General features: G+C 46.8%; 18 protein-coding genes. 8 read left to right on the forward strand and 10 right to left on the reverse strand.

Translation table 11 applies throughout. From position 1 onward, the window contains the following. Positions 1 to 22 precede the first annotated feature (22 nt). Entirely contained in the window at positions 23 to 1921 is a 1899-nt protein-coding gene (locus ACYVGR_RS03925; RefSeq protein WP_460953975.1) for a CocE/NonD family hydrolase, read from the reverse strand. After that, positions 1918 to 3357 (reverse strand): aminotransferase-like domain-containing protein, encoded by a 1440-nt coding sequence (locus ACYVGR_RS03930; RefSeq protein WP_460953976.1) that lies wholly within the window; start codon positions 3355 to 3357, stop codon positions 1918 to 1920. Before ACYVGR_RS03930 ends, ACYVGR_RS03925 begins: the two co-directional genes overlap by 4 nt. 197 nt (positions 3358 to 3554) lie before the next feature. Here ACYVGR_RS03930 and ACYVGR_RS03935 point away from each other — a divergent pair, with 197 nt between their 5' ends. Next, positions 3555 to 4754, forward strand: a complete 1200-nt coding sequence (locus ACYVGR_RS03935) for an aminotransferase class V-fold PLP-dependent enzyme (RefSeq protein WP_460953977.1) — start codon at positions 3555 to 3557, stop codon at positions 4752 to 4754. Positions 4755 to 4841: 87 nt separating this feature from the next. Here ACYVGR_RS03935 and ACYVGR_RS03940 read toward each other — a convergent pair whose 3' ends face one another. The 3 genes from ACYVGR_RS03940 to ACYVGR_RS03950 all read right to left on the reverse strand — a co-directional run bounded on the left by ACYVGR_RS03940 (position 4842) and on the right by ACYVGR_RS03950 (position 7067). Then, positions 4842 to 4964 (reverse strand): putative collagen-binding domain-containing protein, encoded by a 123-nt coding sequence (locus ACYVGR_RS03940; protein ID WP_460953978.1) that lies wholly within the window; start codon positions 4962 to 4964, stop codon positions 4842 to 4844. A 101-nt stretch (positions 4965 to 5065) separates the two neighbouring features. After that, positions 5066 to 6190, reverse strand: coding sequence for an FAD-dependent monooxygenase (locus ACYVGR_RS03945; RefSeq protein ID WP_460953979.1), 1125 nt, complete (start codon positions 6188 to 6190; stop codon positions 5066 to 5068). Between the two features lie 43 nt (positions 6191 to 6233). Next, positions 6234 to 7067, reverse strand: a complete 834-nt coding sequence (locus tag ACYVGR_RS03950; protein WP_460953980.1) for an AraC family transcriptional regulator — start codon at positions 7065 to 7067, stop codon at positions 6234 to 6236. A gap of 133 nt (positions 7068 to 7200) precedes the next feature. Between ACYVGR_RS03950 and ACYVGR_RS03955 the strand changes: the two genes are divergently transcribed. Continuing rightward, positions 7201 to 7383 (forward strand): hypothetical protein, encoded by a 183-nt coding sequence (locus tag ACYVGR_RS03955; RefSeq protein WP_460953981.1) that lies wholly within the window; start codon positions 7201 to 7203, stop codon positions 7381 to 7383. 185 nt (positions 7384 to 7568) lie between these two features. On the opposite strand, the gene ACYVGR_RS03960 is transcribed toward ACYVGR_RS03955, so the two are convergent. From ACYVGR_RS03960 to ACYVGR_RS03980, 5 genes are all read right to left on the reverse strand, one after another. Then, positions 7569 to 8081, reverse strand: a complete 513-nt coding sequence (locus ACYVGR_RS03960) for a putative immunity protein (RefSeq protein ID WP_460953982.1) — start codon at positions 8079 to 8081, stop codon at positions 7569 to 7571. A 39-nt stretch (positions 8082 to 8120) separates the two neighbouring features. Further along, a complete protein-coding gene (locus ACYVGR_RS03965; RefSeq protein WP_460953983.1) occupies positions 8121 to 8816 on the reverse strand; it encodes a hypothetical protein in 696 nt (231 codons plus the stop codon). Positions 8817 to 8824: 8 nt separating this feature from the next. Continuing rightward, positions 8825 to 9481, reverse strand: coding sequence for a hypothetical protein (locus tag ACYVGR_RS03970; RefSeq protein ID WP_460953984.1), 657 nt, complete (start codon positions 9479 to 9481; stop codon positions 8825 to 8827). A 112-nt stretch (positions 9482 to 9593) separates the two neighbouring features. Then, complete coding sequence (locus ACYVGR_RS03975; protein ID WP_460953985.1) at positions 9594 to 9911, reverse strand: DMT family transporter; 318 nt, start codon at positions 9909 to 9911, stop codon at positions 9594 to 9596. A gap of 410 nt (positions 9912 to 10321) precedes the next feature. Then, positions 10322 to 10519 (reverse strand): hypothetical protein, encoded by a 198-nt coding sequence (locus tag ACYVGR_RS03980; RefSeq protein ID WP_182461966.1) that lies wholly within the window; start codon positions 10517 to 10519, stop codon positions 10322 to 10324. A 509-nt stretch (positions 10520 to 11028) separates the two neighbouring features. Here ACYVGR_RS03980 and ACYVGR_RS03985 point away from each other — a divergent pair. The 6 genes from ACYVGR_RS03985 (at position 11029) to ACYVGR_RS04010 (ending at position 17101) form a co-directional block, all read left to right on the forward strand. Beyond that, positions 11029 to 11373, forward strand: a complete 345-nt coding sequence (locus ACYVGR_RS03985) for a hypothetical protein (RefSeq protein ID WP_460953986.1) — start codon at positions 11029 to 11031, stop codon at positions 11371 to 11373. Between the two features lie 37 nt (positions 11374 to 11410). Beyond that, a complete protein-coding gene (locus ACYVGR_RS03990; RefSeq protein WP_460953987.1) occupies positions 11411 to 11746 on the forward strand; it encodes a DUF6686 family protein in 336 nt (111 codons plus the stop codon). A gap of 114 nt (positions 11747 to 11860) precedes the next feature. Next, entirely contained in the window at positions 11861 to 12010 is a 150-nt protein-coding gene (locus ACYVGR_RS03995) for a hypothetical protein (protein WP_460953988.1), read from the forward strand. A 332-nt stretch (positions 12011 to 12342) separates the two neighbouring features. Beyond that, the gene (locus ACYVGR_RS04000) at positions 12343 to 14634 is read left to right on the forward strand and encodes a TonB-dependent receptor (RefSeq protein ID WP_460953989.1); all 2292 of its coding nucleotides are present in this window, start codon (positions 12343 to 12345) and stop codon (positions 14632 to 14634) included. 127 nt (positions 14635 to 14761) lie between these two features. Further along, entirely contained in the window at positions 14762 to 16156 is a 1395-nt protein-coding gene (locus ACYVGR_RS04005; RefSeq protein ID WP_460953990.1) for an HmuY family protein, read from the forward strand. A 69-nt stretch (positions 16157 to 16225) separates the two neighbouring features. Continuing rightward, positions 16226 to 17101, forward strand: a complete 876-nt coding sequence (locus ACYVGR_RS04010; RefSeq protein ID WP_460953991.1) for a heme/hemin ABC transporter substrate-binding protein — start codon at positions 16226 to 16228, stop codon at positions 17099 to 17101. Positions 17102 to 17107 lie beyond the last annotated feature (6 nt).

A 17107-nucleotide genomic window follows, 5' to 3' on the forward strand; every position in this document is an offset into this window, starting at 1 on the left:
ATAATCGAATAGTTCGGTTGGTTCAGGGCAAGATGGTCATCTCAATTGCGGAATCACTATAAACTCGATGACGGGCAGACGTAAAGTCGGCTTCACTGGCTTTATAGATAGTTGAAACGAACGTCTGCGGGTTTCGGTCGATTAGTGGAAACCAGCTGCTTTGTACCTGCACCATCATTCGATGACCTTTTTTAAAGGTGTGCAATACATCCTGAAGTTGAAAGCTCACTTCCGTAATCTGATTCGGAATAAAGGGCGCTGGTTTCTGAAAACTCTTACGAAATCGCCCACGCAGAACGTCCGCCCGAACCAACTGCTGATAATTAGCTAACTGCGTTTTGGGGTTTGGCAAGTACGGATGATTCGGCTCGTCGGGTGGGTAGACATCGATGAGTTTGACCACAAAATCGGCATCGGCCGCTGTCGTGCTCACCTTCAACCGAACGGTGATTGCCCCACCAACTGTGCTGTTTTCGGATAATGGGGCCGTTTGAAAACTAAGTACATCGGCTCGTTTACTGACAAATCGCTGATCGGCCGACATATAGTTAAACAACGTACTAAAATCGGGTTCAGTCATCAGGGTTGTTTCGATAAATGGTACCGGTTGGGCCGGGTCGCTGATATACTCCCGAAAACCGGAGGGGTTGTCCGCCTGCTTGCTTAACTGACCATTTGAAGTTAAATACCAACGCTGAGCGTGAGCGGGGCTTGCGGGCCAGTTTGAAAAAGTACGCCAGGTTTTCAGTCCGGTATCGAACAGGCAGATTTTAGGAAGGCCCGTTTTCCCATCACCAGCGCCTTTCAGGTAATGATGAAAGAACGGCGCTTCCAGCTGGCGTTGGTAGTACGTAGCCAGACTATCACCAAAATACAAATCGTTGTGCAGGGTATGGCCCCTCTCTTCCGACCAGCCCCGGTGACCAAACGGGCCCATCACCAGCATTGGCCATGCGCCTGGACTGTGCTGTTTAAGCGTTTTGTAGATACTGAGTGGACCGTACAAATTTTCAGCATCGAACCAGCCACCTACGACCAGAACGGCAGGCTTAACGTTTTTCAGATGAGGCAGTATATTCCGTTCTTGCCAGAAAGCATCATAATTAGGATGCGCCACTGTTTGCTGCCAGAACGTATTATTGCCTAAATATCGTTGCGCATTTGCCAGTGGTCCCAAGCCCATATGCCAGGCAAATTCCGTATGGGTGCCCGTTTGAATCCAGTCATTCATAAACCAGGGCTTTGTGGTTGGCCCCGATGGACGATCCCCAAATAATGGATATGCCAGTAAAGAAAGCTGGGTAAATGCACCGTTGTGATGAATGTCTTCCCGAAAAAAATCGGCGATGGGCGCTTGTGGTGATGTGGCTTTCAGGGCCGGATGGGCGTTGATCGAACCGGCCATCGCGTAAAAACCGGCATAGCTCATGCCCCACAATCCAACCCGTCCATTATGAAAACGCACATGTTTGAGAAGCCAGTCAATGGTATCGTAGGTATCGGTACTTTCGTCGGTAACAGTTGCTGTTTTTTTACGATCACTGACAATTGGAGTCATATTGGTCCAACGTCCTTCAGAAGCCCAGCGACCTCGTACATCCTGATAGACAAAGATGTAGCCATCTGCCTGGAGTGTAGGCGAAGGCCCCAAAGCGGCTTTGTACTGATCAGGACCATAAGGCAGGGAACCAAAGCAGGTCCGCTGCATCAGGAAAGGGTACCGCTTGGTTGGAGAGGCATCATGTGGTAGGTAAACAGCCGTGTAGAGTGAAACCCCGTCACGCATCGGAACTCGATACTCCACTTTCTGATACTGCTCGCGTACCGCATCGGTTGCTTGCGCAAACTCGCTCCACCCGAGCAGCAGAAATACGACGAATCCAACAATGAAAGAATTTGATGGCCAAAGTCGACGAATCATGTGCGTAATTGTTGATGAATAAGTTGCCCGATTGTTTGCAATCCCCACGCCACACGTTCGTCGAAGGGAAGGCCATAACTGAGTCGCATGCAGTTGTTGTACTGCGGCTGAAGACTGAATAAACTGCCCGGCATAATACTGATTTTGTCCGGAGCCAACTGATCTACCAGTTCCAGTGTATTCACCCGCTCATCGACCTCAACCCATAGGGTAAATCCGCCCTGCGGTTCGCTGATGCGTGTGCCCGGCGGGAAGTGGGTACGAATGGCTTGCTGGTACCGTTGGCAATTGCTTTTCAAAACTTGCCGAAGTCGGCGTAGGTGTAGCTCATAGCGATCGTTGGCCAGAAAGTTGGCCACTGCCTGATGGGTTATACCCGGCGAAAAACCAGCTTGATACCGCTTGATTTGAAGGAGTTTGTCGTAATAACGTCCGGGTGCTACCCAGCCCACCCGATAGCCAGGAGCCAGTGTTTTACTCACAGAGCCGCACCATAAAACGAAACCCTGCCGATCAAATACCTTACAAGGTTGCGGACGATCAGGTGCGAAATGTAGATCACCATAGAGGTCATCTTCGATGAGGGGAATCTGGTACGTTTCCATCAGTTTCACGAGCTGTTGCTTGCTGGCAATGGGCATACAGAAACCGAGTGGATTACTAAAGTTGGGGACCAGTAAGCAGGCTTGTACTCGTCCAGCCTGTAAATGAACTTCTAATACATCCAGATCGATACCTGCAAGCGCATCGGTGGGGAGTTCGAGAACCTTCAAACCCAGAGACAGAATCGTCTGAAGAATACCGAAATAAATAGGGCTTTCAACCGCAACGGTATCGCCGGGTTGGGTAACGGTTTTCAGACAAAGAGTCAGCGCAGCCGTACAGCCCTCAGTCGTAATCAGTTCCTCGTCGGTAAGCTGACTGCCCCAGAATAGGGAATACCGAGCAATCTGCCGACGCAGGGCTACATTTCCGGCTATCAGATCATATTCGATGCCGCCGTGTGGAAGCTCACGCTGGGCCTGCAGAAAAGCCTTTCCTAACTTCTCGACAGGCAATAACGGTGGATCGGGCACGCTCAGGGAGAACGGAAGCCAGCCGGGCTCCCGTTGTTGCCGCATGAGCCTGGTGAGCATTGGTTCATGATCGGACAGACTGGTTTGCCGGACCAATGCCTGCGGTTCAGACCGGCGCGGCACATCATCAATCCGCTTGCCGAGTGTGCGGACGTAGTAGCCCGATTGGGGCCTTGCTTCTACTAACCCCTCTGCTTCCAGACAATAATATGCCTGTTGAACAGTATTAATGCTAACCCCAAGTTCCTGGCTGAGTGTACGAACAGACGGCAGTTTATCGCCCCCATTTAGCACGCCAAACCGCAACGTGTCGCCAAGCTGGCGAGCAATCTGCTGATACTTAGGAGTCGATAACGTCATTGTCGGGCTGAGTAGAGAGGTTTTGCATGGTCGAGCAAATGTAGTTGTCGAATCTGTACGCATTATCATACAGATTTCATCAAAATGAACCGTACAGTTTGTGTGCGCGGATAAATCTTCAAGAAAGTAAACTGTATGGCCTCTTATCGTAAAAAGTGTATCTGTTTCCGTACAGATTAGTTCCTTTGTTTTGCGCCATGCAAATCCAAACGACTCCTTATCTCGATGTAGCTCAACTCCGGGCCGATACGCCGGGTTGCCAAGACAACCTGTTTATGAACAGTGCCGGCGCTTCGTTAATGCCTCAACCTATCGTGGCTGCCATGATGGACTATCTCCAACAGGAAACTCAGGTGGGCGGTTACGAAGTCGAACGGTTACGAATGGGGCAGATAGGTCGATTGTACGCCGAAACAGCTCAGTTGCTGCATACCCAACCGCATAACATTGGGTATGCCTATAGTGCAACCGATGCCTATTTTCAGGTACTATCGGCCATTTCCTTTTGCCCAGGCGATACAATTCTGACGACCTCAAACGACTATGTGTCAAACCAGTTAGCGTTTCTGTCCATGCAGCAGCGATTAGGCATTCGGCTTATACGGATCAATGATCTTCCCAACGGTGACCTGGATCTAACGCATGCCGAGGAATTGATCCGAAAATACCATCCGGCACTGGTAGCCATTACGCACATACCCACGAACTCAGGATTGGTGCTCCCTGCCGAAGAAATGGGTAAACTTTGTCGGCAATATGGCGTCTGGTATCTGCTCGATGTAGCTCAATCGGTGGGGCAACTGCCGCTCGATGTGAACCGCCTTCAGGCCGATTTTCTGGTAGCGACTGGCCGTAAGTTTTTGCGCGGTCCCCGCAATACGGGCTTTTTGTATGTATCGGATAAGGCGCTGGAATCGGGGCTAGCCCCACTATATATCGACCGCCGGGCGGCTAACTGGACCGGACCAGATTCGTATACCTTGCAAACAAGTGCCCGTCGATTTGAGCCACAGGAGATTTCCCTACTTAGCGTCGGTTTGGCCGAAGCCGTTCGGTATACAAATCAGGTAGGTCTGGAAGCAATTGTCCAGCAAAACCAGCAACTCATGCAGCGACTCCGAATGGGTTTGGAACAGATTGATGGGTTGGTATTGCTAGATTGGGGCACGCAGCAAAGTAACATTCTGACCTTTCATACGGTCCGTAAATCGGTGACGGAGCTTGAGACCGCTCTCCGCCGTGAGCGAGTCGTCTTCACTATCCAGTATTCCAACTCGGCAGTAATTGATTTTCAGCGGAAGGGAGTCGATTGGTTGATCCGGCTTTCTCCACACTACTTTAATACGCTCGATGAAATCGACGAAGTGGTCGATTTACTGGGTCAAATTATTCACTAAATCGAGTTGACATCTAATCATTGTAAGACTTTCATAAACGCGATAAAAACCGTGGTACGGCTTTTACCGCGTTTATGAAAAGCCCGTTCAGCGTAGTATGGACGCCTTGCTAGTTCGGGGATCAAACCACCAGGCTTGTTTCTGGCTTCCCGGCATCGTCGTTACATCAACGGTTACGGGTGTGCGTTGTATCCGACCTGATGGTGCCATAAGTAAACCCAGACATCCCCGCAAAACACGCCGATACAGCCGGGTACGGATATCATAAGCTTAGAATCATCACTAACCATAAAAATCAGCGTTCTATTGTCCTAAAAAGACGTCGTTTGGGTGTTTCTAATGCGAATAGCTTCTTCGGTTCTTGGCACAAGTGTGTCTAGGCCTATTCGTACTACATTTTCCTGAACTTCCTCGATATAGGGGCGTAAACTTCTGTTGTATTCCTGAAAGGCTAATTCAAAATCTTCGCCGTGCTTTTGAAAAGCATCCCCTAAAGCGGCAGCGCCATCTATAGCCAGTGACCCTCCTTTTCCGGCAGCTGGCGACGCACAATAACCGGCATCCCCCACTAATGCTACTCTACCTTTTGTCCAGGATGGCATTCTCACCTGACAAAGTTTATCGAAGTAAAACGTTGGTGAATTTTTCACTTCCTCCAATAACTCTGCAATTCGCCAGCTTTCCCCCTCAAACTGATCCAAAATAATTTTCCGCTGTTGGGCTTCATCCCGATAGTCGTACGGAATTTCTTTGTCTGAACGAAAGCAAAAAACGATATCGGTCTTCTGGTTGTACCCATTCAGCATGACCGCCTTGTCGGGTACATTGTAGAATTGGGTAGTATTTTCTCTGATCAGCAATTTGTTTACGATGGTAATAGAAAAGTATTGACCCAGGAAATGTAAGTAATCCGCTTCGTTTCCAAACCAAAGCCTTCGCACAGCTGAATGGATGCCGTCGCAACCAAACACTAAATCGAACGTCTGTTGTGTGCCATCTTTAAAGCTGACGTCAATCGCATCGTTTGTTTCGGTTAGGGCTGTAATGCTGTTATTGAAAATGAAGTCGACATCGTTCTTGATACGGTCAACTAATAGGTGGAGTAATGTGTCTCGCTCAATTTCACAATCCTCGGTTGGCAGTTCTTCGCCTTCATTTCTGATGCTGATTTTCCCCTCCGTAACATCATCATCATTTTTAAATTCCAGCATTTCCATAACCAGTCGATGGGCCTGAATTTGCTCGAAAATGCCCATCCGCTTAACAATGTCGACGGTATTTCCTTCTATATTAACCGGCGTTCCACCCAGTTTAAGCCCATTGGCTACCTCAACAACAGTCACTTTGTAGCCTAACTTGTTCATCCAGTAAGCGGTTGAAAGGCCAGCAAAACTTGCCCCCGAAACGAGCACTTTTTTTTCGGTTAATGATTCCATTTTCTATCCCGTTTTTTGGACAAAATTCTGGAATAGCGCTATGCTAGTCTTGAATAAACGCGACAAAATTGGCCTCTAGCGCTTGTTTATGCGTCTTCGCTTCTCGGGCAAATACGGCTGGTGAAGTGCCACTATACCGTTTAAACTCCCGGCTTAAGTGGGCCTGATCCGAATAGCCGACCTCATGCGCGAGGCCCGCCAGTTTGGTCTGTGGGTCAAGCCATAGTTGATCTCGTACCTGCTCAAAACGCATCAGCGCAGACACATCTTTAACCGAATAGCCCGACGATTGCTTGAATCGCCGTTCCAGCGTACGCACTGTTGCATGGGCCGCCGTCGCGACTCCACTTACCGGCATCGTTCCGTTTGCCTGTCGCATCGCCATGCCGGCTTTATAGAGCATACTATCTGTGGCAATTCCCATCCTTACTTTCAGAAAATAGTGCTTTATCTGATTTATAGCCTCCTCTATTTTACCCATCGTAACCAGCTCATTTAAGGAACTTTGAAGGCGGGCAATCGGATGTTCAAAAGTCTGTAAACCAACTTTTTTAGAAGGTAGTCCGAGCAAATCGAACACCGTCCAGGGATAACACTTAATACCAATACACTCGAACTCCTTTTCTGCGTGTAGTCGAACCGGTTGATTAAGCAGGCCCATCATAAACGGCGAGGGCAATGGCTGCAAACCTACGCTGGTATCAATACTGCAGGGGCTTCCGAAATGAAATATTAGCTCAGCATAGCCATCGGGCAATACATCAAAACTGGATTGTTGTTCGCTGAGGTCAATTCTGGCGTACCAAAAATCCTGGATGGCATCCCGCAGTTCTTCAGGCGGCTCAAATCCCTGGTGTTGCTTTATGAACGGTAACATAGTTGTAGCTATTCAAGTCTGCTGAAGTAGTCCAGGGTATCACGATTTTGTACAGACATATCTTTATTTTTTTTTAAACCTTCACTTCGTTCATTAGTTTCTAGAAAGTAATTCGCACAAAAACGAAACAGCTATGAAGACCGTTAGATTCTATTCGCCAGGAAACGAAGCAAATCAAGGAGGAAGCTCGTCTGCCGACAGCAAGCCTGCTCAACATCAGGAAGAACAGCATGAACCCGGAAATACGCCGTTAGACGATCAGGAAGAACTGCCCGGCGGCTACATTCATGGGCATGTTGAGGAAGACGAAGAATAAGTTATTGACTTCAGATTAGGAAGGCTGTACGTTAACAAGTATCCTAGTTAAGTTTTCCTATTTTGGCTAAAAATACCTGACTTTGTCATTCCGACGATAGGAGGAATCTCAAGCTTGACTTTTGGGGGATTTTGAGATTCTTCCTATCGTCGGAATGACAAAAAATCTACTTAGTTTGAACAGAATCAGGTAAAAGCAAACCAACAGAGTTCATTCCGCAACCGTTGATCATCAATGACAAGATCCCGAATGCTTTCGGGAAGTTGATCTCGTTGCCATTGACATTCCTGCGCTCTAGCTAACTCTTTTTTATCGTCGGGCGCGGCTGCCATAACCGCTCTTATGGCGTAGGCAGCAGCGCCCAATTCGTGGGCTGCCACATGGGCTACGGCCACGGCCTGTCCGGCCGATAAAGCGGCTAGTTTCGCAGCTCCCGATACTTCTTTGGCAGCTGCGTTAGCCACAAATGCGGCCATATGCGCCTGTTTCATCGTAATTTCTCCATCCACCCATGCCTGCGTTAGTTCAAGAGCACGTCTTGGTCGATCATCATCAGGCCTTACAGCATCGAAATAGGGCAACACATGTTGAGCGCATTGAGCTGCCCAAATCGCCAATAGGTGATGGTCTTCGTCTGTCAACGTGCCCCCACGACGAATCGTAATAAACCGTTTATCCCGAATTTTAGGAAGTATCATATCATTTCCAGTTGGGTATCTCCAGGGGTGAACTACCTACTACCAAAATACACCATATTTAAGGGTAACGTAAGCGGGCATGTACAAGGCATATTCCGATTTGTGGAACGTCAAGGCAGATATTGGAACAACTACATTCAGATCAAGGTAGTTAGTTGTCGACACTCTAAACTGCCCACCAACCGTACAATAGCCAAACTGGAGCAAGTTAAACCCTTCGTTAATAATGCCAATATTGGTTCGCTGCTTTAAAAATTGCCCCCGATAATAGGTACTCGCTACTATCCCCCAGGCAGATTCAGCATTGGCTCGCAGATTCGCGAAAAGCACGTTTTGGGTTTGGAAGGCGATGTATGGATTGAAAAAAATAGATTTGTTACTAGCCAGTTGCTTTTTCTTCCAAATAGGCAGGTAATATTTTAAAGCGAGGGGCATCTCAACTGTAAACAATTGGGAACCAGGCCCGAAACCATAGTTGGTTTCAAGACCGGCCGAAACGACCAGCCCTGACCATATAATTTTTTCATAAGAGGCATCGAGTCCAATTACCTTCCACGCTGGACTAACAGAGCTTTGCCTGAACAGAGGCAAGCCTACTCCGGCCTTTAGCAAGTGAGTTTTTGTTGAAAATGGCGATGGGGCAATTGAACCAGTTGAATCAAATTGATCAATTACTCTTACCTGGCAGAAAGCTGGCAGCGAAACAAGCAAACAGAAGATGTGGAGACGTATCATCGATCTTATCAGATGTTTAATAGATAGATTAGTCCTGCCTGTAAGGTCTGATTATAAAAATCATGCTTAGTGGGTCCACCAGGCAGGTTAATATCTAAATGATCATACTGAACAAACCCTCTGGAATAGCTAATTTCTGCTTTGATTTTCTGAAAGGAGTAGACACATTTTACGGTTGGCCCAATGTCTAATGGGGTTACTTTCCCCCAGGCATTTTTATTGATGATCATCAGGTTAACTTCAGGCCCCGTGTAGATTGTCAACGGTCCGGCCAATTGCAAACCAATCAGTGGAGCAAACCCTGCATAGTAGTAGCTCATGGTGGCCGAGTACGAATTATACGGGTTGACTGTTTTGGTACTTTTTTGCTGCAATGTGCCATCTAATCGTAGACTCAATCGATTCGTGGCTAAATCTGTATAATAGCTTCCTCCCACATAAAAGCCCGTTTTAGGCCTAACTCCCCAAAGAATAGAGGTCGGAATACTACTATTGACATAGTAAGTAGTAACCGTTGGAATGGTGTATGTTAAACCTGCTCTGAGCATAAACCCATTGCCTTGTTTAACGGGCTTACGATAAAAATCTGGCCTTTCCTGCGCATGAATAGCCCAGGAAAGACTCAAACAGAGACACAAGAGATAATACCTTCGATTGCTCGGCATAGTAAATTGTTCGTTTACGATCGATTAATTACGCTAGCTGATACACCTCATCTATAAACCTAAAATACTAGCATCCTACTGCAATACTTTTTTCATCAGGCTATGGGAATTTTTAGACCGATGCGAATTTCATAAATAGAAGGCCTGCTATGATCAACAAAGCAGCAACCAAACGGGCAGTCGTAACAGGCTCCTGAAACCAGATAATACCAACAATAAAGGCGCCTATAGCCCCAATACCCGTCCAAATTGTGTAGGCTGTACCAAGAGGTAGGGTACGCATAGCGAGAGCCAGCAAGCTAAAGCTAGCGACCAGAGCAACACCCGTAATTAATGAGGGAACAAGTCGGGTGAAACCCACCGACTGTTTCATGAAATAGGCCCAAACAACCTCTAAGAGACCTGCGAAAACTAAATAAATCCAAGACATGGCGTTGACCGTTTTAAATGGCCGGGCCGTCCCGAATCAGTTCCCACTATGGGGGAGGTCGTCCTCCTGACTGACAACAGTCCTTTAATTCCTAAAGGCTATTGGGTGATCGTACAAAGATAACACATTTACTAAAAGTAAACTTTCAGGGAAAGCGGTTGTAATTCTATATTTCAAATGAAATACGTTTGGGTTAAGCAGATGCTTTGCTTCTGTTTTTAGTCCATCCGCAGACTAAAGCTGTAACCCTATCTGGAACAGATTCTCCGTAAATTGTCCCCATAAACCATTAATCTGCCATCAACGATTAGGCATATACGTCAGCTGATCTTACGGGTTACTGCTTCTATAATTACAAGCTCTGTATTATGGAAAATGTACATCATTTACTCCTGATACACACCTGTATATCAGGCACAAATTCGCACTCTCGACAATCGAATATCCGAACGATTAAACTGCCGCTGCATTTCTGCATATACCCAATCAATGGCTTCGTCGGGGTCAGTAGCTGTAACCGCCAAATCTTCATCCGAACGGATATTCTGTTTCATCTCGTCAAGTACATCAAAGACAACGCGGATTAACTGTTTCTTTTTAGAGGCCATGGCTGTAAAAAAATCAGGTGTATTAATTGAATAGTAACTATAAACTCCTTATACATAATTGAATAGAAATCTAAACTAACAGCATATTGAGCTTATAGGCAAAATTTCAGTTGATTTGTTGGTTCTGCTCAGCAGGTATTTCTGGAGCAAAATTAATGCTTATAGACTACACATGTATTATATATAGCAAAATAATATCATAATCCTTTACCAAACCTCTCCTATTCATTATGCTCTTCATCTGGGAACGCATTTATTTAGAAAAAATCTAAATAATAAATTCAACTATTTGGAATGAATATAAATAATAATTAGGTTTGCCTTACATCAAGACAATTACGTCAATGGTTACTACCTGGTACTATGTTGACAAAATCAATGAATTAAGTACCACTTAGTTCTTTACTCATACTCAATTAAGTGTACCAAGCCCTAAGCGTGGCGGTCGTTGTTCAGAACTTACTCGCAAAAACATCGGCCGCCCGCTCAGGCACAAAACAAGGATACTCATGAATAACCAGATAAAATGCCCCTTATCCGTAGCGCGCACCCAGCAGGGAGAAATCATACTGCATACGGATGCTGAATTTCAATATGCGTTTACGTTTGGCTCTTTGCATCGGCTCCTGACCGCCGAACAATTCCATTTTCTGCATAACTCCGTATTAAGTGTTGATTTGAATCAGAGTTTGGCCCACGCCAGGCAACTGACAAAGGAAACCCCATACACGGCGCTGATCATGGCCTTATTGGGTTCACTGACCCACTCCGAATTTCTGGAACTGCGAAATTTACTTAGTACCGCAGCGCTGTTGGTGACGAGCTTATCCAGAGCCTATAATCATGTAAATTAAGAAAAGGACCCACAGATCAATCACGCATACTATTGTTATGGCGCATCATCATCAGTTTCGCACAATTGTACAGAATGAATTGGGTTATGTGGGTATTTGCGCGTCTTGCCGTACCGTTAACGTGGCCTTTCAAAATTCCCTCTTCTGCCTGACACTCGACCAGTTTGCATCGTTTGCCGAAATCATGCACGACCGGCTCGATATGCAACCATTCTGCACTACGCATGGGAAGGAGTTACTGCTGACCACACCCATGCCTAATTATTTTCTCTTATTCACCGAAGACGAACTGGACCTGTTCTGCGAACTACTCACCGAAGTAGCTCCAGTTCTGGAAGCCGAACGCATTTTAGCCTTAAATCTCATGAACTAGTGCTTTACCAAAGTAGATTCTCGGGTTCGCCCGCGCGGTTGATTCTATCGATTCGTAGAACACATCGGCCAGTCGACACCAATATGATGCAATGATCGATTACTAGCGAACCAATTGACGCTTAGCCCACCTGGGTCTACTGGCAAGGTGTTTGTCTTTACCTTCGATGAATTACTGGACTTACAGGTTCTGGTAAATGGCTCGCTCGCGATGGCGGATTTATACGATTTTCTGGACAACAATCAACTTCACATTGGCTCCTGATCAGTCGGCGTTAGTCGGGTTAGTTTACACCATCTGACGCAAATCCAAGACTTAAAACCGTCTTAACTCACTTACGTATATATACGTTCGTTAGTCATAAACGACTCCAATTACTGTCCTATCTGCACTTTATCCCATGTAGCGGGCGCTTGTCTTCCACATGAACACGAAAATATTATTCAGATAAATTCTAAATAACACTTGTTCGAATCGGATGCTTTAGTACATTTGCACGTTGTTTTTATTTTGTCTAAATAATAATTACATTTATTTTAGGCATTAACAATTCTAGTTGAACAGCCTATTGGCCTTCAGAACGCTACCTAGTTATTATGAAAAAGACGTATACCTCTACGCTGCTGGCAGCATGGCTTATAACTCTGCTGATAAATACAACTACTCTCTGGGCGCAACAACCGATCGGTAGCGTTGAGGGAACAATTTTATTGGCAGATGGTACGCCGGGGGCATTTGCTACGGTGCAGATTAAAGGCGTAAAAAAGGCGACAATGGCCAATGGATCGGGGCATTTCAACGTAACAAACGTTCCGATTGGAAACCATGAATTACAGGTATCGATGGTTGGCTATGAACCAGTGAATCAGTCGATTCAGGTTGAAGCCAACAAACCAACAGTCGTTTCTCCCCGACTAAAAGCGAGTAATAACGCACTCGATGAAGTGGTTGTAACAGGGCAATACGAACCGCAATCGATCAAAAAATCAGTGTACCAGGTACGAGTTATTAGCAGCGAGCGTATCCGTTTACGGGGTGCCTTAAACGTCATGGGCGTTCTGAATAATGAACTCGGTTTCCGGTTTTCCAATGACCTGACCCTCGGCACAACCGATGTTCAGTTGATGGGTATGGCAGGACGTAATGTAAAGATCCTGCTGGACGGACTGCCTATGGTTGACCGGGGCGACACACGCGAAAGCCTGAATCAGATTGATATAAACAGCATCGAACGAATTGAAATTGTAGAAGGCCCTATGTCCGTTTCGTACGGTTCAGACGCGCTGGCCGGGGTTATTAACATTATCACCAAAAAGCCAGGCGCTGAGCGATTGGGCGTCACAGCCCGGATTCAGGAAGAAACGGCTGGTAGCGACTATAATTTCCTAACCAAGCAGGGCGTGCATCTACAAAATGTAGGAGTAACCTGGCAAAAGAAGGGCTGGAACGTATCGGCGGGAGCTACAAATAATACGTTCGGTGGTTGGCAGGGACTTTCAGAAGGCCGGGTAAATGACTGGCTACCTAAAGATCAGCTATTTGGCCACGGCAAGGTTGGGTATCATGCGAAAAATGCGAACATCTATTATCGGTTAGATGCCCTGAAAGAAGACCTGCTTAGCCAGGGGGCGGTCAATGTAAATACTAATCTGGCGCGTGATCAGAAATACATTACCAATCGGTATGTGCATCAATTGCAGGGTGTCTGGAAAGCAAGCGATCGTTTTCAAATCAATGGGCAGGCTTCCTACACAGATTACCAACGTCGGACACAAACCACGATTCTGGATTTGACCACTGGCCTCCGCACGCTTTCGCTCGGCACAGGTGAACAGGATGTATCGAAATTTACGAGTCAGACGTACCGGGCCACGGCTTACTACACCGTTTCGTCAGCATTTTCGCTACAACCGGGCATCGACATCAATCTCGATGGGGCTTCTGGTGCCCGAATTTTGGGTTCGCCTACCATTAACGACTACGCGTTTTTCGTTTCGTCAACCATAAGCCCTACGTCCCGCATCAACATTCGTCCGGGCTTGCGCTTCATCAAGAATTCGGTGTACAATGCTCCCCCGGTTATTCCTTCCCTTAACGCCAAATTTTCGCTTACCAACAAGCTCGATCTTCGAGTAGCCTATGCTCGCGGATTCCGCTCGCCCGCTTTGCGTGAATTGTATTTCAACTTTTTCGATGCCAGTCATTCCATTCGTGGAAACCCTGATCTGAAGGCAGAAACCTCCAACAGTTTCAATGGCTCGCTGGCCTTACAAATCAGTTCGAAATTCAAGTCGACACTCGGGATTTTCTATAATGACTTCAATAACCTCATCAGCTACGGTGTCGACCCAACGAATCCGAGTATCTCGATGACGATCAACATCGATAAGTTTAAAACGACTGGGGCCACCTTAGAGAACGTCTTTACCTGGAAAGACCTTCAGGCAACGGTAGGCTTCTCCTACATCGGTCGCTACAACAGCCTGCTCTCCGATACGACCAATTATGGTTCGCTCCCCACGTTTGTTTGGTCAACGGAGGTAAATACCAACCTGACCTATAACCTCAAGAAAATCGGAACGAAGCTGAGTCTTTTCTATAAATACACTGGCCGACGACCCAGCTACACCGCAACGGTAACGTCGGATAATAATGTATCGGCTACGCTAACAGAGATTGCAGCTTTCCATTGGGCAGATGCCACGCTCACGAAAACGATCAATAAGTGCCTGACTTTCAATGCAGGGGTTAAAAATCTATTCAACATTACCCGATTAGCTAATACTTCAACCGATACGGGCAGCGCTCACAGTACAGCCGGTCCTGTGCCTTATAGCTATGGCCGTTCGTACTTCGCTGGTCTCAGCTTCCAGTGGTATAAAAACTAATGATGAATGATGAATGATAAAAACCACAAGTCCCTGATTATAAACATCATTCATCATTCATCATTCATCATTCATTAATCAACAAACCTTATTAATGTCTTTTACCAAGTCAAACTCCCAAAATCAGATGAAAAGAGTCATTATAATCATGTTCGCGCTGGCGGTAAGTACGCTAAATGCCTGTAAGGAAGCCGATCCACCACTACCTGACAATGTAGTGCAGTTCGAAAGCGCAGAGCAGGGTATGGATGCAACCACTACTGAAGCAACTATTAAACTGAAACTATCAAGGGCAGTTGATGCCGCTACCCCTGTAACATTACAGGTTACACCTTCTGGCATTACCTACGGAACCCAGTTTACCACTACGCCAGCCGTCACGACAAACACCCTGTCGCTGACGGTGCCAGCGGGCGCCAGCGAAGCTTCGTTTAAACTGACCAAAGCGGCTGATCTTTTCCTCGCCGGAACAGAAACCATTGCATTCTCGATTGCCTCGGCAAGCAGTCCAGTCATTGTTGGAACCACGAAACAGCTTACCGTTAAATTCACATCCATTGTTTCGTCGGGTACCACGCTGACGCTCGACGGAGGAACGGGTGGTTCCAGTGCGATCAATGCCGTGTTTGTCGATTTAAGCAACAACGCCCAAAACTCCGTGAAGCGGGCGAGCTGGGATTTAGGCTTCTCTACGGGTACCGATTTCCGGGTTATTCTTAACAACATGACTGCGGCAACAGCCATCGCTCTAGCTAAGACCGATTTAACGCAGGTAACGGCAGCAGATACGGTTGGCCTTATGCTAGCCCTTAGTGCCACTGAACCCACTACAGAAAGTCTAAAATTAATTGATGATGTATCGGGTGATCTGACGAAAACGGTACTCCCAACCATTTCAGCTATCGACGCTGACAACAAAGTGTACATTATTAACCGGGGTACAGGTGGCGCAACACCCGCCAAAGGTTGGGTAAAAATCAGAGTGTTACGCAATGGCACGACTGGCTATACACTTCAGTATGCAGGTATAAAAGAAACGACGTTCAAGACCGTTTCGATTACGAAAGATGCTGCTTACAATTTCAACTTTGTCTCGTTCGATACAGGTGCGGCCGTAGCTGTTGAACCTGCTAAAACAAAGTGGGATATTGAATGGACTGGCGGTATCTATACTACCAGCTTTGGTACCGGTACCGTACCGTACTACTTCTCCGATCAGGTTTACATTAACTACCTAGGTGGTATAACGGCTGCCGAAGTCATGACCAGCACCATTACGTATGATGCGTATGGTGAAAGCAACATTGCCACAACCACCTTCAAGGCAGATCGCTCCGTAATCGGTTCGAACTGGCGGGTAACGCAGGGAACACCAATCGGTGTAAAAACCGACCGGTTCTACGTAGTTAAAGATGCTGCGGGTAACGTATATAAACTCAAATTCATCAGCTTCATCTCTGCCGATGGTGGCGTTCGGGGCAACCCTAAATTCGAATTCAAACTGGTTAAAAAGGCCAGCTAATCAGGCAATCTACCAACAGGCAGCCTCCTTGGGGAACTGCCCGTTGGTGCTTATTAATCGAAAATCAGTATGATAAAATCAGTCCTTTCCCTAACGCGGCTTATTGGCCTTTTGTGGATCATTATTCTCGGAAACGTTTCGGTTCTTACGGCCAAACCACGTACCGACGATCCGGTTCGGATTGTATCACTCGATGGTACGGTCAGCGAAATCCTGTGCGATCTGGGTTTACAATCTCACCTGATCGGGGTCGATGTAACAAGCACCTATCCCGAATCGTTGAAAAGCCTGCCCAAAGTTGGCCACAATCGCAATATTTCGGCCGAGGGAGTTATTTCGCTTAAACCAACGCTGGTACTCACCACCGAAAATGCAGGAACGAAACCCGAAGTGGTTGAGCAGATAAAAGCCGCCGGTATTAAGGTTATCTCGTTTCAGCAGGAGTATAGCATTGCCGGTGCTAAAAAACTCATTCAGGACGTAGCTACCACCTGTCAGGTGGGATCGAAAGCCAAGCCTTTAATCAAGAAACTGGATGCCGATCTGGCACTAGTCAAAAAGGCGATGAATAGCCCCAAAGTGCTGTTCATTTATGCTCGTGGCACCGGCACCATGATGGTATCGGGCCGGGGAACGCAGGTGGCTAAAATGATCGAACTGGCGGGGGGCGTTAATGCCACGCCTGACTTCGAAAACTACAAGCCACTTACGGCAGAAGCCCTGGTTACGGCAAATCCAGATGTGATTTTGTTGTTCGATAGCGGGCTTCAAAGTCTAGGTGGCAACGAAGGACTACTGAAAGTACAGGGCATTGCCCAAACGAATGCGGGTAAAAATGGCTGGATCATCGAGATGGATGGCCATTTACTGAGTGGCTTCTCCCCTCGTTTAGGCAAGGCACTTCAGGAGCTTACCCAGAAAATTACTATGAAACCTAAAGCGTAATCTGCC

It is taken from the genome of Spirosoma litoris (assembly GCF_054776755.1).